The following is an 18,411-nucleotide window of genomic DNA, read 5'->3' on the forward strand; positions in this document are numbered from 1 at the left end:
GCTTTGGTGGCGCTTCGATAGCGCTCGGGTCGAGTCAGGCGGTGCCGAACACGTAATTCGTCATCGCGAGCGAGCGCTGATAGGTTCCGAGCGACTGGATGGTCAGCGAGTAATTGTCGTCCGCCGCACCCAGCGCCGCGAATACCGGCAGCAGGTGCTCGTCGGTCGGATGCATCAGCACCGCGTGCGGCGCCTGACGGCGGTAGTCGAGCAGCGCGTCGATGTCGTGTGCGGCGAGCCTGGCCTCGAACCAGTCGGTGAATTCGGCCACGCGCGGATCAGCGTCTTCCGGGCGCGCGGAAAAATCCGCCGCGCGCAGGTTATGCGTGATCTGGCCGGAACCGATCACCATCACGCCGTTGTCTTTCAGCGAGCGCAGCGCGCGACCCACGCGGAAGTGATGGGCGGCGTCCATGTGCGGCTGGATCGACAACTGTGCGACGGGCACGTCGGCTTGCGGGAACATCAGCAGCATCGGCACCCAGGCACCGTGATCGAGTCCATGCGGTTCGCCGGCGGTGAGGATGCCGTGCTCGCCGAGCAGTGCGGCGGCCTGGCGAGCCACATCGGGTGCGCCCGGGGCAGGGTATTGAATCTCGTACAACTGACGCGGGAAGCCGTAGAAATCGTGAATGGTTTCCGGTGCCGTGGACGTGCTTGCCACCGGCTGCGCTGTGCCCCAGTGGGCCGACAGCATCAGCACGGCTTCGGGCCGCGGCAATTGCGCCGACAACGTGCCGAATTCGGCGGACGGCAGCGAAGGGTCGATCGGCAGCGTAGGCGCGCCGTGGGAGAGGAACAGCGACGGTAAGCGATTCATGGCAGCAACTTCGCCGCGGGAGCGCGGCGTGGAAGTGGGGTTGCTATCAATATAGGTCCGTACTTCCGTTTGATAAACGGGTGAAAACGGAATTGATTGTGTCGCAGGTGTTATTAATGACCGTGTGGCGCGGTGTGGCGATTCGCGCCACGCATTGAGCAGGCGGCTTATGCTCCGCCGGTTATTCCTGCGTGCCGCGCAATCCTTGCCATACCGGCGACATGGCCGGTCCCAGCGCGAAGAGGTCCAGTACACGCGCCACCGTGTGATCGACCATTTCGTCGATTGTGGCGGGCTGGTTGTAGAAAGCGGGCAAGGGCGGGAAGATCACGCCGCCCATTTCGGTGACGGCCGTCATGTTGCGCAGATGCGCGAGATTGAACGGCGTTTCGCGCACGAGAAGCACGAGCCGGCGGCGCTCCTTGAGCGTGACATCGGCGGCGCGGGTGATCAGGTTGTCGGAAAAACCGTGCGCGACGCTTGCAAGCGTCTTCATCGAGCAGGGTGCGACGACCATGCCTTCGGTGGCAAACGAGCCGGACGCGATACTCGCGCCGACATCGCGCACCGAGTGGACGACATCCGCGAGCGGATGCACGTCTTCTTTGCTCAACTGGAGTTCGTGCTGGATATTGAGCCAGCCCGCGCTCGAAATCAGCAGATGGCTCTCGACGCCGCCCAGCCTGCGCAACGTCTCGAGCAGCCGGATGCCGTAGATGGCGCCGGTCGCGCCGGTGATCGCAACGATCAGCCGGCGTGGCGCCGCAGCGCGTGTTTCCATGGCTCGCGGCGCCCTAACGATGGACGACGAACGTTCAGGCCGCAGCGAACAGTTGCTGCAGTTCGCCCGATTCGTACATTTCCATCATGATGTCCGAGCCGCCGACGAATTCGCCCTTCACGTAGAGCTGCGGAATGGTCGGCCAGTTCGAGAACTGCTTGATGCCCTGGCGGACTTCGTCGTCTTCGAGCACGTTGACGGTCTTGATTTCGCCGACGCCGCACGCTTTCAGGATCTGGATGGCGCGGCCGGAGAAGCCGCACATCGGGAACTGGGCGGTGCCCTTCATGAAGAGCACGACGTTGTTTTCGTCGACGATTTGCTTGATGCGTTGTTGCGTATCCATGACTGACCTTGCGGTTCCGTTATGTGTAGGGAATAGGCTGAAATGATAGCGGATTTCGCTAAGACCGGCCGAGACTCGCTTGCCGCCCCGCCGATTCAGGCGGTTCATCGAGGTCAGCCGGGCCACTGCCCGCCGCTGATTCGCTCGATGCCGGCAAGATCGCGCTCCGAGCGGACCTGTGCAAAACCCTGCGCCGTCAGCAGGGCGCGCACGGCTTCGGCCTGATCGTATCCGTGTTCGATCCACAATACGCCGTTGGCGGCCAGACGTGCAGGTGCACCCGCAACGATCTGGCGGATCGCGCTGAGCCCGTCGGCTTCGTCGGTGAGCGCGCCGCGTGGTTCGAAGCGCAGATCGCCTTCCGTCAGATGCGGATCGCCGCTCGCGATATAGGGCGGATTGCTGACGATCACGTCAAAGCGCAGCGCCGTGTCGAGCGAGCCATACCAGTCGCTTTGCTGCAATGTCACGGCGCCGCCGGGGCGCCGGGCATCCAGCAGGCGTGCGGCGTTGCGTGCGGCCACTGCCAGCGCTTCGGCGGAGCGATCCAGCGCCCAGACCTGTGCATCGGGCCGCATCGACGCAATCGCCGCGGCAATCGCACCGGTGCCGGTGCCCAGATCGAGCACGCGCGGCCGCGAGATGTTTTCCAGCGCCGCCAACGCCGTTTCGACCAGCAATTCGGTTTCGGGACGTGGAATCAGCACGTCCGGCGTCACTTCAAAATCGAGCCCGAAAAATTCGCGCACGCCGACCAGTTGCGCCACCGGCTCACCGGCGACACGCCGCGCTTCCATGGCCCGGTAGCGCTCAACAATCGCGTGATCGAGCGCTTCTTCGCTGCGCGTAATCAACTGTGTATGCCGCCAGCCGAGCACGTGCGTGAGCAGAATCCGCGCTTCGAGCGGCGGCAGTGGCGAGGCGCGCAGGAGCGCGGCGGGCGTAACCGAGTCCATCCGCGCTTAGTCCGCGTCGCCCAGCGATGCCAGCAGCTCGGCCTGATGCTCGCTGACGAGAGCCGCGATCAATTCGTCGAGATCGCCGTCCATGATTGCGTCGAGGCGATACAGCGTCAGATTGATCCGGTGATCCGTCAGACGTCCTTGCGGGAAGTTGTAGGTGCGAATCCGCTCCGAACGATCGCCCGAACCGATCAGGCTCTTACGGGTTGCGGCTTCTTTCGCCTGCTGCTCGTGCGACTGCTTGTCCTTGATGCGCGCGGCCAGCACCTTCAGCGCACGATCCTTGTTCTTGTGCTGCGAGCGGTCGTCCTGACATTCCACCACGATGCCGGTGGGCAAGTGCGTGACGCGTACGGCCGAGTCCGTCTTGTTGATGTGCTGCCCGCCCGCGCCCGACGCGCGGAAGGTGTCGATGCGCAGATCGGCCGGATTGATCTCGACTTCGCCGATCTCGTCCGCTTCCGGCATGACCGCGACCGTGCACGCCGATGTGTGGATGCGGCCCTGCGTCTCGGTGGCCGGTACGCGTTGCACGCGATGGCCGCCCGACTCGAACTTGAGCTTGGAATAGGCCGCAACGCCTGCGATCCGCACGATCACTTCCTTGTAGCCGCCAAGATCCGATTCGCTCGCCGACATCATTTCCACTTGCCAGCGATTGCGCTCGGCATAGCGCAGGTACATGCGCAGCAGATCACCGGCAAACAGCGCGGACTCGTCGCCGCCCGTGCCGGCCCGGATTTCGACGAAGATGTTGCGGTCGTCGTTCGGGTCTTTCGGCAGCAGCATTTTTTGCAATTCCGCGCCGATTTTTTCCATCCGCTCGCGCGACGTGCGAATTTCGTCTTCCGCGAAATCGCGCATCGAGGCGTCGGCCAGGAGTTCCTGAGCGGTCGCCGCGTCGGTCATCGCCTGGCGCCATAGCGCGTAATGTTCGACGATGGGTCCAAGCTCGGCGTGCTCGCGTGTGAGCTTGCGGTATTGGTCGAGATTCGAGGTAATGTCCTCGCGGCTCAACAGGTCGTTCAGTTCGGCCAGCCGGGTAGTGAGCTGGTCGAGCTTGCGTTGCATGCTCGTTTTCATCGGACGGGTATCGGAGCGGACTCCGGCAAGGACGACGACTAGGGGAGTGGGCAGATGCCCTGGTCAGAAGCATGTCGCGGGCCACCGGGGATGGCGCGGACGGTGCGGCGGTGGCTGCGCCGCTAACGCTCCGTGGAACCGGAGTGTTTATAGAAACCGCTCATCAATTCAATGAGCGTGTCACGGTTCTCACTGCTCGCGCGATTGAGCGCATGCGTGGGGCCGTGGATCAGTTTATTGGTGAGCGCCTGGGACAGCGCTTCGAGTACCGCCGCCGGGTCGTCGCCGCGAGCGAGCATTTTCTGCGCGCGTTCGACTTCTGCGCGACGCAGCACGTCGGCCTGCGTATGCATGTGACGGATCACGGGCACGATGCTGCGCGCGTCGAGCCACTGCATGAAATTCTGCACGCGTGTTTCGATGATCGCCTCGGCCTGTGCCACCGCGGCTTGCCGCGACGCATTGCCTTCGCGGACGATCGCGCCGAGGTCGTCGACGGTGTAGAGGAACACGTCTTCGAGCTGGCCGACTTCGGGTTCGATATCGCGCGGCACGGCCAGATCGACCATGAAAATCGGCCGGTGGCGGCGCGCTTTCACGGCCCGCTCGACCGCGCCGAGACCGATGATAGGCAGGGTGGAGGCGGTACACGACACGATAATGTCGAACTCGTGCATGCGCGCGGGCAGTTCCGAGAGCGGAATGGCCCGGCCGTTGAAGCGTTCGGCGAGGCGGGTGCCGCGCTCGGCGGTGCGATTGGCGACGACGAGCTCACGTGGCTGCTGCGCGGCGAAGTGCGTAGCGCACAACTCGATCATCTCGCCCGCGCCGATGAACAGCACGCGCTGGTTCGAGACCTTGTCGAAAATCCGCTGTGCGAGCCGGACGGCGGCAGCCGCCATGGAAACCGACTGCGCGCCGATTTCGGTCGTGCTGCGCACTTCCTTCGCAACGGCGAAGGTGCGCTGGAACAACTGGTTCAGATAGGTGCCGAGCGCGCCGGCTTCAGATGCCGTGCGCACCGCGTCCTTCATTTGTCCGACGATTTGAGTCTCGCCCAGCACCATCGAATCCAGCCCCGACGCGACACGAAATGCATGGCGCACGGCTTCCGACTGCGGCAATGCATAGACATGCGGCGCGAGTTCGTCGATGGGCAGGTTGTGGTATTTCGAGAACCACTGGATCGCGGCTTCACGCGCGGCCTGGTCGTCGGTCGCGCAGTAGAGTTCGGTACGGTTGCAGGTGGACAGAATCGCCGCTTCCGGCGCCGTGCGGGCGGTGCGGCCAAGCCAGACGCTCTTGAAGGTGTCCAGTGCAGGCTTGATCTGTTCGAGCGGAAACGCCACGCGTTCGCGCAAGGCGACAGGCGCAGTGTGGTGATTGATTCCGATCGTTAGAAGCTGCATATGGGGCGCTATGGTTTAGCCCAATATTATAGCGTTTTCGTAATTCTTTCATTCTGCGCGCGTGATCCGGCCTCCACAACCGCTTCCGGCGCGATCGCGTCGAGCTGATAGCCGTAGCCATAAAGCGGCGTCAGGCAATAACCGTGCTCCGGGCGCAACTGCAATTTGGTCCGTACGCGCGATGCGTGCGTGTCGACCGAGCGCGACTTTACGTCGCGCCGGCGTGTCCAAACGGTTTCGAGAATATGCGCGCGCGACACCGGTCGCGACAGATTGGTAAAAAGCAGCAGCGCAAAGCGGAATTCCTTCGGCGTCAGCGCGACCGTTTGATTCCGGAACGTGACGGCAAACCGTGCCGCGTCGAACGCGTAGCTGCCGAAGGTGTCGCGCCGCCGGTTGGGCGGCCGCCGCCAGCCTGCGCGGCGCAGCAGCGCGTCTACCCGGGCCAGCATTTCCGGACCACGGACCGGTTTGGTGAGGCAGTCGTCGGCGCCGGCGTGCAGCGCGGCGACGATCTGGCTCTCACGTGGCTCCGACAGCAGCATGATCACCGGCAAGCCCGGCAGGATGGAGCGGGCGCGCGGGATCACATCTTCGGCGCAATGGTCGCCAGCCCAGCCCTCGGTGATGAGAAGATCGAAGAACTCGTCGTCGGCGCGATCCAGGAACGACGTGCTCGTGGTGAAGTGCTGGCACGCGTGGCCGCCAGCGAAGATCAGCCGGCTGACCAGGGTGGCGTGCCGAAGGTCCGGCTCGATAAGGGCGATTTGCATGGCGCGCTGTCAGCGTGGCAATGACCAGGGACCAGGCTTATCCGTAAGGCTTACAGCTTGCCTAACATCACCCCGACCCCCTAAACTCAACCGCTATGCGGAAAGCGCCGTGCTGAACCTCTATAGTTAATGAGAAGAAAATGCTAGCTGTCGTGGCTTCATGCGCCCATGAGACGAATCTGAATCTGCGCGAGATCTGTCGCTAATGGGGTGGCCCGGAATCCTGGTGCTGGGCGTGGTGATCGGTCTCGCGGGCTGGTGGCTGCATCCGCTGCGCCGTTCGAGCCGTGTCCCATGGTGGGGGGCGTTACTGGCCGGCGTGGTGGGCGCGGGTGTCGCGCGCATGGCCGGCAATGTGGTTGGTCTCTTTCATGATGGCGATACGCTCGAATGGCCGGTATGTACCGGCGTCGCGTTGATCGCCGTTGCCGTGACGGTCGGCTTGTTGTCCCGTCGATGAATACTTGCAGGTGACTCCGATGAATGCCCGACTCCCCGAAACTTCCTCCATCCCCGAACGGCTCACGACGTTGCGCAATGCAATGGCGCGTGAAGGTGTGGCCGCCTATCTGGTGCCGTCCTCGGACCCGCATCTTTCCGAATACCTGCCCGGGCGCTGGCAAGGCCGGCAGTGGTTGTCGGGCTTCACCGGCTCGGCCGGCACGCTGGTCGTGACCGCCGATTTCGCCGGCGTATGGACCGACAGCCGCTACTGGGAACAGGCGAACGCGCAGCTGGCCGGTACCGGCGTGCAATTGATGAAGATGACCGGCGGCCAGCAGACCGCGCCGCATTTCGAATGGCTCGCACAGAACGTCGCGCCCGGCGGCACCGTCGGTGTGGACGGCGCGGTGCTCGGCGTGTCGGCGGCGCGTGCCTTGGGGCAGGCGCTTACCGCGCATGGCGTGAAGCTGCGCACCGACGTCGATCTGTTCGACGCAATCTGGCCGCAACGCCCGTCGCTGCCCGCGGCGGCTGTGTTCGAGCATGCCGCGCCGCACGCCAGCGTCGCCCGTTCGGAAAAGCTCGCGCAGATTCGCCGCGCGATGGCGGAGAAGGGCGCGCAGTGGCACTTCATTTCCACGCTCGACGATCTCGCGTGGCTGTTGAATCTGCGCGGCGCCGATGTCAGCTACAACCCGGTGTTCGTCGCGCATGCGCTGATTGGTTCACAGAGCGCGTCGCTCTTCGTCGCCGACGGCAAGGTGCCGCAAGCGTTGGCCGAGGCGCTCGAGCGCGACGGCATCAGCGTCGAACCGTATGCCAGGGCGGCCCATGCGCTGGGCGCGCTGCCGGCCGGCAGCACGCTGCTGATCGACCCGCGCCGCATCACCTATGGCTCGCTGCAGTCGGTGCCGTCCACGGTGAAGGTGGTGGAGGCGGTCAATCCGTCCACCTTCTTCAAGTCGCGCAAGACCGAGGCGGAAGCCGGGCACGTGCGCGAGACGATGGAGCAGGACGGCGCGGCGCTCGCCGAATTCTTCGCGTGGTTCGAAGGCGCGTTGGGCCGTGAAACGATCACCGAACTGACGATCGACGAGCGCCTGACGGCAGCCCGCGCGCGCCGTCCGGGCTTCGTGTCGCTGAGCTTTGCCACGATCGCCGGCTTCAACGCGAACGGCGCGATGCCGCACTACCGCGCGACCCATGAGTCGCATTCGGTGATCGAGGGCAACGGTCTGCTGCTGATCGATTCGGGCGCGCAGTATCTGAGCGGCACGACCGACATCACGCGCGTCGTGCCGATCGGCACCATCAGCGAGGCACAGCGGCGCGATTTCACGATCGTGCTGAAGGGCACCATGGCGCTGTCGCGTGCGAAATTCCCGCGCGGCATTCGTTCGCCGATGCTCGACGCGATCGCCCGCGCGCCGATCTGGGAAGCCGGCGCCGACTACGGTCATGGCACCGGTCACGGCGTGGGTTATTTCCTGAACGTGCACGAAGGCCCGCAGGTGATTTCGCACTACGCGCCGGCCGAACCGTGGACCGCGATGGAAGAAGGCATGATCACGTCGGTCGAGCCGGGCATTTACCGGCCGGGCAAATGGGGCGTGCGGATCGAGAACCTGGTGCTGAACGTGCCGGCGGAGAAAACCGAGTTTGGCGATTTCCTCAAGTTCGAAACGCTGACACTGTGCCCGATCGATACGCGCTGCCTCGACCTGTCGCTGTTGCGAGAAGACGAGCGCGCATGGCTGAACGGCTATCACGAGACGGTGCGCGCGCGCCTTTCGCCGCATGTGTCGGGCGAGGCGAAGGCGTGGCTCGAATTGCGTACACAACCTGTCTGATCGTCGCCAGGAGCTTACGGAGAGCGCGTGCATGGCCATCAAGGCAGTGGTGTTCGATTTCGGCGGTGTGCTGATCGACTGGAGTCCCGAGTATCTCTATCGTCAGTTGATTCCTGACGAAACGGAGCGCCGCTGGTTTCTGACCCACGTCTGTTCAATGGACTGGGTGATCCGTCAGGACGGTGGCCAGCCGATCGTCGAGGGAACAGACGAACTGATCGCGAAGTTTCCCGATCACGCTCCGCTGATCCGCGCCTTCTACGGGCGCTGGCACGAGATGGTGGCCGGCGTGCTCGAAGAGGGCGTGGCCATCATGGAGAAACTCGAGGCGGCCGAGGTGCCGCTCTTTGGGCTGACGAACTGGTCCGCGGAGACGTTTCCGTATGCATGGGAGCATTACCCCGTGCTGCGGCGGTTCCGCGACATCGTCGTGTCGGGCAGGGTGAAGCTGGTGAAGCCCGATCCGGCGATTTTCGCACTCATGCGCCAGCGCATCGAGGCGCAACTGCCGGGCATCCAGCCAGGTGAACTTGTCTTTATCGACGACAATCTGAAAAACGCCGAGGCCGCAACGGCGCTGGGCTGGCACGGCGTGCATCACACGAGCGCCGCGCAAACCGCAGCGACACTGCGCGTGCTGGGGCTACCCGTTTAGGCCTACTGCCCAAGCAGATTTTTCAACGCGTTACCCAAGCCTTTCACCGTTTCGCCAGCGCCCTTGGCCACGCCTTCGACGCTCACGCCCAGCGCGTTCGCAAACCCCGCGCCAAGGCGCTTCATCAGGCCCTCCTGCACCGAAAATTTCGGGTCGCGGAGGTTCCCGTCCAGCACGAAATGCAGTGTGATATCGCCGTTGTGCGTCTTGAGCGCCGCAATGGCCGCCTTGGTCGGAATCGACATGAAGGTGTCGAGCGGATTGTCGCTGTCGGCGAGTTGCAGATGGTGGATTGTTACCGTGCCGGGTGCGTGCAACTGATAGTTGCGCACCGTCGATTCGACAGTCAGGTCCACCGTGCCGCCGGCCACTTGCGCCTTGCCGCCGGCCTTTTTCAGCAGGTAAGGATCGAGCATCACGACGTCGATGCCGCGCAGCTGGCTGGTGGTCTGGGAGTCCTTGCTGGCGATCTTGATCCACCCGTTAAATGAGACCGTACCCGTATGCGCCGGGCCTTTGATCGAGCCGGTGAGATCGACTGTGGTCGGCTCGCTGAGCGCGGGCAGATGCAGGTGATCGACTGTCGCGTTGGCGTTGCTCACCGTCACCTTGAAGGCCGGCGGTCCGACGGACATATCGTAGAAATGAAAGTTGCCCTGCTCGAAGCTGATGTGATCGATGAGCTTTTCGCGCGGGGTGGATGGTGCGCCGCCGCCGGCTTCTTCGTCGGACTTGTTCACCGATTCGCGCAGATTCGGCATCATGCGAATCGTGCCGTCCTTGCTGCGCAGTACGGCGATATCGAAGCCGCGCACCACCACGCTGCGAATATGCATGCGCCGCGCGAGCAGATCACGGATGTCGGGCGTGAGGGTGATTTCGTCGGCGCGCAACGGATCGCCGGCGGGCCAGCCGGGTGGCGCCTTGAGCAGAACGTTGGTGAGATGAACTGAAGTGAGGCCGACCTGGATGCTTTGCGCACTGCCGAGTGGGCCGAGCGCCGCAATGATGCGTTCTTTGACTTCGCGCTGCGCGAACTGCAGCGCGCCGACCGCGACGACGATCAGCACCAGCAGCACGCCGCCTATGGCAATGGCCCAGCGCTTGCCCTTCGACATCGCCATGCTTGCCTCCTCGTCGCCGCGCCGGGCGCGGTATAGGTGTGATCGGCCTGTGTGTGCGCCGGTTATGTGCACCTTTGTTTGACGTCTGACATTGATGCGGCGGCGTTACCGCATGCGGCCCGGACGTCGTGCATTACGCCGTGACCAGCAATGCGTGTGCCCTGTCAGGACAGCCCGCTCGTCAACCAGCGAGCGGGCTGCCGGACTTGCGATTTATCGCGCGATTGGCTTGTAACGCAGGCGCTTCGGACGTGCAGCTTCTTCACCGAGGCGTGCGCGCTTGTCCGCTTCGTATTCCTGGTAGTTACCGTCGAAGAACGTGATTTGCGAATCGCCTTCGAACGCCAGGATGTGCGTCGCGATCCGGTCGAGGAACCAGCGATCGTGCGAGATCACCATCACCGAGCCGGCAAATTCGAGCAACGCATCTTCCAGCGCGCGCAGCGTTTCGACGTCGAGGTCGTTCGACGGTTCGTCCAGCAGCAGCACGTTGCCGCCCGCGATCAATGTTTTCGCCAGATGCAGCCGGCCGCGCTCACCGCCCGACAGGTTACCGACGGTCTTTTGCTGATCGCCGCCCTTGAAGTTGAAGCGGCCGATGTACGCCCGCGAAGGCGTTTCGTACTTGCCGACCGTCAGCACGTCCGCACCGCCGGAGATTTCTTCGAACACGGTCTTCGAACCGTCCAGCGCGTCGCGGCTCTGGTCCACGTAAGCAAGCTTGACCGTCGGGCCTTGCACGATCTCGCCCGAATCCGGCTGTTCGCGGCCGGTCAGCATGCGGAACAGCGTCGACTTACCGGCGCCGTTCGGCCCGATGATGCCGACGATTGCGCCGGCCGGAATCTTGAAGCTGACGTCGTCGAGCAGCAAACGGTCGCCATATGACTTGCTGACGTTCTTGAACTCGATCACTTCATTGCCCAGGCGGTCGCCGACCGGGATGAAAATTTCCGAGGTCTCGTTGCGCTTCTGGTAGTCCTGGCTGTTCAGTTCCTCGAAGCGGGCGATACGCGCCTTCGACTTCGCCTGACGGCCCTTCGGATTCTGGCGCACCCACTCCAGTTCCTTCTTGATCGCTTTCTGACGCGCCGATTCCGACGACTCTTCCTGCTTCAGGCGTTCTTCCTTCTGGTCGAGCCAGCTGCTGTAGTTGCCCTTCCAGGGAATGCCGTGGCCGCGGTCGAGTTCGAGAATCCACTCGGCGGCGTTATCCAGGAAGTAGCGATCGTGGGTGACGGCGACGACGGTGCCCGGGAAGCGCGTGAGGAACTGTTCGAGCCAGTCGACCGATTCCGCGTCCAGGTGGTTGGTCGGCTCATCCAGCAGCAGCATGTCCGGTTTTTCGAGCAGCAGTTTGCACAACGCGACGCGGCGCTTTTCGCCGCCCGACAGGTGTTCGATCTTTGCGTCCCATGCCGGCAGGCGCAGTGCGTCGGCGGCGATTTCGATCTGCTGTTCGGCGCTGCCGTCGGTGGTGGCGAGAATCGCTTCGTACTTGGCCTGCTCCGCGGCGAGCGCGTCGAAGTCGGCGTCCGGTTCCGCGTAGGCGGCGTAGATTTCGTCGAGTTTCTTTTGCGCGCCGAAAACGTCGCCGAGACCTTCCTCGACCGCTTCACGCACCGTCTTGTTCGGATCGAGTTGCGGTTCCTGCGGCAGATAGCCGATGTTCAGGTTCGGCATCGGCGTGGCTTCGCCTTCGATGTCCTTGTCCACACCCGCCATGATGCGGATCAGCGTCGACTTGCCCGAGCCGTTCAGGCCGAGCAGACCGATTTTCGCGCCGGGGAAAAACGACAGCGAGATGTCTTTCAGGATTTGACGCTTGGGCGGCACGATTTTGCCGACCCGGTTCATGGTGAAGACGTATTGGGCCATTTGCTTGCAATAGACGTTGACGCCGCCGGCCGCGAAAGGGCGGCGGTCGTGGGTGGATGGGTAATCGGTGTTGTAGCCGGGCAGTGCGCCCGGCGCCGGACGGTGCGGCGTCGAGCTCGGTGTCGAACTTCGCGACGCCCCGCGCGGGCGGGTAGTTCAGGTGGCATTGTACTTCGGGCCGAGGGCGCGGCGGCAGACGGTGTCCGCGGGGGAGTCCGCAGTGGTGTCAGTTGGCGCGCCTTTGGCCGCCCAGGGCTAGAGCCAGTCCGCTACGCCGCCGTGCCGGGAACAGGTGCCGCTGCGATGCCGGCTGAAGCTATAGCTGCCGTCGCGGCAACGCGCCGTGGCGCCTTCGGGCGCCTTGCCGGACAGCGAGCGGGCGGGGGCGTGCACCGTATTGCCGTCGCGATTGGTGTAGGTGTTGTGATTGCTGAGGTTCGCTTCGTCGGGCGATGTGCCGGGCGCGACGTAAGCGAACGCCGATGTGACGCCGAACAGCAGCGCGGCGGCGACGACGGCGGATCTGCGAAAGCCCCTGGTGATGATGCCTGTCATGGTCCTTGACGGGTTGTTATTCTGGGTGCGGCGATGATGGCCTGAACGGCGTGTCAGTTCGCGCGCCGTCCCGTCGAAGAATCGAAGAAGTGCAGATGCTGCGCGGGCAGCGCCACCTGCAGCGTTTCGCCCGCGGCGGGCCGGTGCGTGTGCGGCAAGCGCACGGTCACATCGTGCTTGCCCCAGCGGCCGTGCGCGAGATTGTCCGCACCGAGCAGTTCGCAGGAGTCGACGACGAGCGTGGCCTGCGCGGCGTCGGCTTGCCCCGGCGTCAAGTGCTCGGGGCGAATGCCGAGCGTCCAGTCACGCCCTTTGGCCACCTGCTGGCCAATCGACGCAAGCCCTTGAAGCGGCAGCTTCGGTCCGTTGCCCGCCACTTCAAACGTTGAGCCATCATCCGACACCCGGCCTTCCAGCAGATTCATCCCGGGCGAACCGATGAAGCTCGCGACGAATACCGTCGCCGGCCGTTCGTAGACCTCGGTCGGCGCGCCGATCTGCTCCGCGTGGCCCTTGTTCATCACGATCACGCGTTGCGCGAGCGTCATCGCTTCGATCTGGTCATGGGTGACGTAGAGACTCGTGGTGGCGAGCCGCGCATGCAGGCGCTGGATTTCGAGCCGCATCTGCACACGCAGTCGCGCGTCGAGATTCGACAGCGGTTCGTCGAACAGAAACACCGCCGGTTCACGCACGATCGCGCGGCCCATGGCGACGCGTTGCCGCTGTCCACCCGACAACTCGCGCGGCTTGCGTGCGAGCAGCGGTCCAAGCTCGAGAATCTGCGCGGCAGCGTCTACGCGCTTCGCGATCTGCGCACGATCGACACCCGCGATCTTCAGCGCATAGCCCATGTTTTCGGCGACGCTCATGTGCGGATAGAGCGCGTAGTTCTGGAACACCATCGCGATGTTGCGATCCTTCGGCTCCAGTTGATTGACCACCTTGCCGGCGATCGAGATGGTGCCTTCGGAAATGCCTTCGAGCCCGGCCACCATCCGCAGCAAAGTCGATTTGCCGCAGCCCGACGGCCCGACCATCACGACGAACTCGCCGTCCGCGACGTCCACGTTAATGCCGTGCAATACGAACTGTTTGCTGTCGTAGGTCTTTTTAACGCCTTGCAGAGTCAGTGCAGCCATGCCGTTTTAGCCTTTTTCGTTGCTTGCCGCGTATTCGTCACGTATTTCCCACGTATCGCGCGGTGTTCTTGATTCAATGTCCGGCGCCGAAGTTCGCCTACGCCGCGCGAGTTATTTCTCCGAGTCCACGAGTCCACGCACGAACCAGCGCTGCATCGTCAGGACGACAGCGAGCGGCGGCAGCATGGCGAGCAGGGTCGCGGTCATCACGAGGTGCCATTCGGTCGCCGTGTCGCCGGAAGCGATCATGCTTTTGATGCCGACCACGGCGGTGGTCAGCGATTGCTGGCTCGTAATCAGGATCGGCCACAGATACTGATTCCAGCCGTAAATGAAGGTGATCACGAACAGCGCGGCCATGTTCGTTTTCGACAGCGGCAACACCACGTCCCAGAAGAAACGCAGCGCGCCGGCGCCGTCGATACGCGCCGCTTCCATCAGTTCATCGGGCAGCGTCATGAAGAACTGACGGAACAGGAAGGTGGCGGTGGCCGAGGCGATCAGCGGTAAAGTCAGGCCGCTATACGTATTGCTCATATGCATCGACGACACGACCTGCACGGTCGGAAAGATCCGCACTTCGACCGGCAGCATCAGCGTGATGAAGATCAGCCAGAACGACAGATTGCGAAACGGAAAGCGGAAAAACACGATCGCGTACGCGGAGATCATCGAGATCGCGATCTTGCCGATCGAAATCACCAGCGCCATCACGAGGCTATTGAACAGCATGCGGCCGAACGGCGCGGCGGCATTGCCGCTGCCTTGCGACCAGACCGTCGCAATGTTCTCGAACAGATGCGTGCTCGGCACCAGCGAGAGCGGCACGCTGAACACCTCGTGCTCGCTCATCGTCGCCGCGCAGAACGCGACGTACACGGGAAACACCACCAGCACGACGCCGAGAATCAGCACCGCATGGCAGAAGAGGTCGAAACCGCGGCGGTTCTCGATCATGAGTATTGAACCCTGCGTTCGATGAAGCGGAATTGCACGACCGTCAACGCCACGACGATCACCATCAGAATGACGGACTGCGCGCCCGAGCTGCCGATGTCCAGACCCTGGAAGCCTTCGGCGAAGATCTTGTAGATCAGCGTACGGGTGGCTTGCGCCGGGCCGCCACCGGTGGCGGCGTCGATCACCGGGAAGGTGTCGAAGAATGCGTAGGTGATATTGATCACCAGCAGGAAAAAGCTGGTCGGCGAAAGCAGCGGCAGCGCGATGCCGAAGAAACGCCGTACCGGACCGGCGCCGTCGATAGCCGCCGCTTCGATCAGCGAACGCGGAATGGCCTGCAAGCCGGCATAGAAGAACAGAAAGTTATAGCTGACCTGTTTCCACACCGATGCCAGCACAACCAGAAACATCGCCTGGCCCGAGTTCAATGCGTGATTCCAGACGATGCCGTACTTCGCGAGCGCATAAGTGACGAGGCCGATGCTCGGGTTGAACAGGAACGACCACAGCACGGCGGCGATGGCGGGCGCGACCGCATACGGCCAGATCAGGAGCGTCTGATAGGCCCGGGCGCCGCGCGTCACGCGATCCGCACAGACCGCGAGCAGGAGCGAAATTACCAATCCGCTCACCGTGACGAGCGCACAGAAAATCAGCGTCGTATAGAACGACGACAGATAGAGCGGATCGGCGAATAGCTGCTTGAAATTGGCGAGTCCGACAAATTCGGTCGACGTGCCGAACGCGTCCTGGCTCTGCGTGGATTGCCACAGTGCTTCGCCCGCAGGCCACAGAAAGAACAGCAGCGTGATCAGGAGTTGCGGCGCAACGAGCAGGTAGGGCAGGACGCTGGTGCCGAAGCTGGAGCGCTTTTCCATTGAGAATTCCCGAGGTTCTTCTACAACAAGAGGTTTCGGTGCGGACGCACCGAAACCTTGCCGGCTGGTGCCTGGTTAATTACCGGCTTTCTCGAAGCGGCGCAGCAGCTCGTCGCCACGCGACACCGACGAATCGAGTGCCTGTTGCGGCGTCTTCTTGTCCGCCCACACCTGTTCGAGTTCTTCGTCGATCACGGTGCGGATCTGCGGCATGTTGCCCAGACGCAAGCCCTTCGTGTACGGCAGGGGCGGTTTGTTGAGCATTTGCTTGATCGCGGTATCGCTGCCCGGATTCTTCTCGTAGAAGCCTTGCTGCTGGGTCAACTGATACGCGGCGGTCGTGACCGGCAGATAGCCGGTGTCTTGATGCCACTTCGCGGCAACCGGTGCCGACGACAGATAAGACATGAATTTCGCCACGCCCTTGTATACAGCCGGATCTTTGCCGGACAGCACCCACAGACTTGCCCCGCCGATAATCGCGTTCTGCGGCGCGCCCTTCACGTTCGCGTCGTACGGCATCATGCCGGTGCCGAAACTGAATTTCGCGTACTTCTTGATCGTGGCAAGCGAGCCCGACGAGTTCGTAATGATCCCGCAGTCGCCGCTATAGAACTTCGACACCGGTTCGTCTTTGCGGCCGACGTACGTGAAGGTGCCTTCCTTCTGCATGTTCTGCAGGAACTGGATGTGCGCGACCTGCAGCGGCTTGTTGAATTCGAGCTGCGCGTCGGCACCGTCGAACCCATTGTTCTTCGACGCGAACGGCGCGCCATGCCAGGCGCTATAGTTTTCGAGCTGAATCCAGCTCTGCCAGCCCGACGAATAACCGCATGTCATGCCCGACGCCTTGAGCTTCTGCGCGTCAACCTGCAATTCGGCCCAGGTTTTCGGCGGCTGATTCGGATCGAGCCCGGCTTTCTTGAACGCATCCTTGTTGTAGTACAGCACCGGCGTCGAGCTATTGAACGGCATCGAGATCAGTTCGCCGGTTTTCGCGTCGCTGTAGTAGCTGGCAATGGTCGGTACGAAGGCTTTTTCGTCGAGCGGCACGCCGGCTTGTTTGAACACTTCCGAGACCGGGATCACGGCCTTTTTGGCTTGCATCATTGTCGCGGTGCCGACTTCGTAGACCTGCAGAATGGCAGGCGCGTTGCCGCTGCGATAGGCCGCGATGCCCGCAGCGAGGGTCTGGTCGTAGCTGCCCTTGAACACCGGTACGATCTTGTAGTCGCTTTGCGACGCGTTGAACGCGTTGGCAATGTCGTTCAGACGCTCGCCGAGAGCGGCTTCCATGGCGTGCCAGAACTGGATTTCAGTGGCGGCATGGGCTGCCTGGCTCATGCCGAGGCTCAATACGGCGGCAACGGAAAGTGAACGGAATAGCGGCTTGCAACTCATCGATTTTTCTCCTTTGTCGACCGGCGTTAGCGCTTTGGCGCTGAATCCGGTCCCATGCAACTTCGTTGCGAAATGGGCGCGAATGCGAATCGCGCGATTCTATTTGTGTTCGATGACAGTCTGGCGACGGCTGCCGGACGGCGGTCCGTTTTTGACGGGAGCCGGTTGCGGCAATTTAACACCGGCTGTCACGAAACTGAAATAGGGAGTATCGGAAGGCGCGATTTTGCGCAAAGTCAACCCGGCACGCAGGCCGTTGATTGCCGTTGCCCGTTTGCGGGTACGTTGGAAAGAGGGACGTTGGGCGTGTTTTGCTCGAGCATGCACGGTTTTGGTTCACGTGTTTATTAATCAGGATTCCAGATGCTGAGTTCAGTGCGATTAGCTGTTTGCGGTTCGATTGCGGGCCTCGTGCTCGCAGGGTGTGCGTTGGCACCCGTCACGACGGAGAATGGGCCGGCGCCCGTCACTTCGTTGCCGAGGATCATCGCGCATCGTGGCGGCACGGGCGACGCGCCCGAAAACACGCTCGAAGCGATTCGCCAGTCGATCGCGCATCATGCCGACGCCATGTGGCTCACGGTTCAGTTGAGCAAGGACGGCGTACCGGTGCTGTACCGTCCGGCCGATCTGTCGGCCTTGACCGATGCGAAGGGGCCTGTGTCCGCTCTCACGGCAGCGGAACTCGCGCGCGTGAACGCGGGCTGGAATTTCCGCCGCGGCGATGGGTATCCCTATCGCGATCGCCCGGTCGGCATTCCAACACTGCGGGAGGCATTGCGTGCGCTTCCGGCCTCGATGCCGGTCATCCTGGACATGAAAGCGCTGCCCGCCGCGCCGCAGGCGCTGGCTGTGGCGCGGCTGCTTGATGAGGAAAACGCCTGGTCGCGCGTCACGATCTATTCGACCGAAGCCGATTACCAGCAGAGTTTCGCGGCCTATCCGCAGGCAAAACTATTCGAGTCGCGCGATGCGACACGTGGACGGCTCGTGCGCGTCTTGCTGAATCAGGGTTGCGTGGACGCCCCTGCGGAGCACGCGTCGACCGCCTTCGAGTTGCATCGGGCAATGACCGTGGTCGAGAAATTTACGCTGGGCGAGGGGCGCTCCGATGTGCAGGCAACGCTATGGACGCCCGCCACGGTCGCCTGCTTCCGGCAAAAGCCTGATGTTCGGATCGTGGCGATCGCGGTCAATAATGCGGACGACTATCGGATGGCAGCGTGTCTGGGAATCGATGCTGTGCTGGCGGATTCGCCGTCGAAGATGGCGGCCGTGCGCGAAGGTATCGCGATGCCGCTCAAGTGCGCCGCAGTCAACGCGAAGCTCGCTCAGTAAAACAAAAAAGCC

Annotated in this window: 18 protein-coding genes; 4 read left to right on the top strand and 14 right to left on the bottom strand. The window is 63.0% G+C overall.

Annotated features, from left to right (window positions below; genetic code table 11):
• Positions 1–34 precede the first annotated feature (34 nt).
• From BCY88_RS16870 to BCY88_RS16900, 7 genes are all read right to left on the bottom strand, one after another.
• Positions 35–820, bottom strand: a complete 786-nt coding sequence (locus BCY88_RS16870; RefSeq protein ID WP_120345351.1) for a DODA-type extradiol aromatic ring-opening family dioxygenase — start codon at positions 818–820, stop codon at positions 35–37.
• Between the two features lie 181 nt (positions 821–1,001).
• Positions 1,002–1,601, bottom strand: a complete 600-nt coding sequence (locus tag BCY88_RS16875; protein WP_120345352.1) for a UbiX family flavin prenyltransferase — start codon at positions 1,599–1,601, stop codon at positions 1,002–1,004.
• A gap of 34 nt (positions 1,602–1,635) precedes the next feature.
• Positions 1,636–1,947 carry a Grx4 family monothiol glutaredoxin gene (gene grxD / locus BCY88_RS16880; RefSeq protein WP_012434475.1) on the bottom strand — a complete coding sequence of 104 codons (312 nt, stop codon included), beginning with the start codon at positions 1,945–1,947 and terminating at the stop codon, positions 1,636–1,638.
• Positions 1,948–2,060: 113 nt separating this feature from the next.
• Positions 2,061–2,903: a peptide chain release factor N(5)-glutamine methyltransferase gene (gene prmC, locus BCY88_RS16885; RefSeq protein ID WP_120345353.1), complete on the bottom strand. Its 843-nt coding sequence runs from the start codon at positions 2,901–2,903 to the stop codon at positions 2,061–2,063.
• Between the two features lie 6 nt (positions 2,904–2,909).
• On the bottom strand, positions 2,910–3,992 hold the full coding sequence (gene prfA, locus BCY88_RS16890; RefSeq protein ID WP_120345354.1) for a peptide chain release factor 1: 1,083 nt from the start codon (positions 3,990–3,992) through the stop codon (positions 2,910–2,912).
• A 122-nt stretch (positions 3,993–4,114) separates the two neighbouring features.
• Positions 4,115–5,401, bottom strand: coding sequence for a glutamyl-tRNA reductase (hemA, locus tag BCY88_RS16895; RefSeq protein WP_120345355.1), 1,287 nt, complete (start codon positions 5,399–5,401; stop codon positions 4,115–4,117).
• A gap of 26 nt (positions 5,402–5,427) precedes the next feature.
• Positions 5,428–6,174: a response regulator transcription factor gene (locus BCY88_RS16900; RefSeq protein ID WP_120345356.1), complete on the bottom strand. Its 747-nt coding sequence runs from the start codon at positions 6,172–6,174 to the stop codon at positions 5,428–5,430.
• Between the two features lie 205 nt (positions 6,175–6,379).
• Between BCY88_RS16900 and BCY88_RS16905 the strand changes: the two genes are divergently transcribed.
• Genes BCY88_RS16905 through BCY88_RS16915 form a run of 3 tightly spaced genes read left to right on the top strand, consistent with a single transcriptional unit; the run spans position 6,380 to position 9,123 of the window.
• Positions 6,380–6,634: a hypothetical protein gene (locus BCY88_RS16905; protein ID WP_120345357.1), complete on the top strand. Its 255-nt coding sequence runs from the start codon at positions 6,380–6,382 to the stop codon at positions 6,632–6,634.
• Positions 6,635–6,653: 19 nt separating this feature from the next.
• The gene (locus BCY88_RS16910; protein WP_120345358.1) at positions 6,654–8,468 is read left to right on the top strand and encodes an aminopeptidase P family protein; all 1,815 of its coding nucleotides are present in this window, start codon (positions 6,654–6,656) and stop codon (positions 8,466–8,468) included.
• A gap of 31 nt (positions 8,469–8,499) precedes the next feature.
• Positions 8,500–9,123 (top strand): HAD family hydrolase, encoded by a 624-nt coding sequence (locus tag BCY88_RS16915; protein ID WP_120345359.1) that lies wholly within the window; start codon positions 8,500–8,502, stop codon positions 9,121–9,123.
• Positions 9,124–9,125: 2 nt separating this feature from the next.
• Here BCY88_RS16915 and BCY88_RS16920 read toward each other — a convergent pair whose 3' ends face one another.
• The 7 genes from BCY88_RS16920 to ugpB form a co-directional block, all read right to left on the bottom strand.
• Entirely contained in the window at positions 9,126–10,247 is a 1,122-nt protein-coding gene (locus BCY88_RS16920) for a DUF748 domain-containing protein (RefSeq protein WP_120345360.1), read from the bottom strand.
• A 213-nt stretch (positions 10,248–10,460) separates the two neighbouring features.
• Positions 10,461–12,125 (bottom strand): energy-dependent translational throttle protein EttA, encoded by a 1,665-nt coding sequence (gene ettA, locus BCY88_RS16925; protein ID WP_093643520.1) that lies wholly within the window; start codon positions 12,123–12,125, stop codon positions 10,461–10,463.
• Between the two features lie 255 nt (positions 12,126–12,380).
• Positions 12,381–12,680, bottom strand: coding sequence for a DUF3761 domain-containing protein (locus BCY88_RS16930; RefSeq protein ID WP_120345361.1), 300 nt, complete (start codon positions 12,678–12,680; stop codon positions 12,381–12,383).
• 53 nt (positions 12,681–12,733) lie between these two features.
• Positions 12,734–13,822, bottom strand: a complete 1,089-nt coding sequence (locus BCY88_RS16935; RefSeq protein WP_120345362.1) for a sn-glycerol-3-phosphate import ATP-binding protein UgpC — start codon at positions 13,820–13,822, stop codon at positions 12,734–12,736.
• Between the two features lie 111 nt (positions 13,823–13,933).
• The gene (ugpE, locus tag BCY88_RS16940; RefSeq protein ID WP_120345363.1) at positions 13,934–14,779 is read right to left on the bottom strand and encodes a sn-glycerol-3-phosphate ABC transporter permease UgpE; all 846 of its coding nucleotides are present in this window, start codon (positions 14,777–14,779) and stop codon (positions 13,934–13,936) included.
• Entirely contained in the window at positions 14,776–15,660 is an 885-nt protein-coding gene (gene ugpA / locus BCY88_RS16945; protein WP_120345364.1) for a sn-glycerol-3-phosphate ABC transporter permease UgpA, read from the bottom strand. Before ugpA ends, ugpE begins: the two co-directional genes overlap by 4 nt.
• A 75-nt stretch (positions 15,661–15,735) precedes the next feature.
• Positions 15,736–17,061 (bottom strand): sn-glycerol-3-phosphate ABC transporter substrate-binding protein UgpB, encoded by a 1,326-nt coding sequence (gene ugpB, locus BCY88_RS16950; RefSeq protein WP_120345365.1) that lies wholly within the window; start codon positions 17,059–17,061, stop codon positions 15,736–15,738.
• 363 nt (positions 17,062–17,424) lie between these two features.
• Here ugpB and BCY88_RS16955 point away from each other — a divergent pair, with 363 nt between their 5' ends.
• A complete protein-coding gene (locus BCY88_RS16955; protein ID WP_120345366.1) occupies positions 17,425–18,399 on the top strand; it encodes a glycerophosphodiester phosphodiesterase family protein in 975 nt (324 codons plus the stop codon).
• Positions 18,400–18,411 lie beyond the last annotated feature (12 nt).

It is taken from the genome of Paraburkholderia fungorum (genome assembly GCF_003610895.1).
GTDB classification, from domain to species: domain Bacteria; phylum Pseudomonadota; class Gammaproteobacteria; order Burkholderiales; family Burkholderiaceae; genus Paraburkholderia; species Paraburkholderia fungorum_B.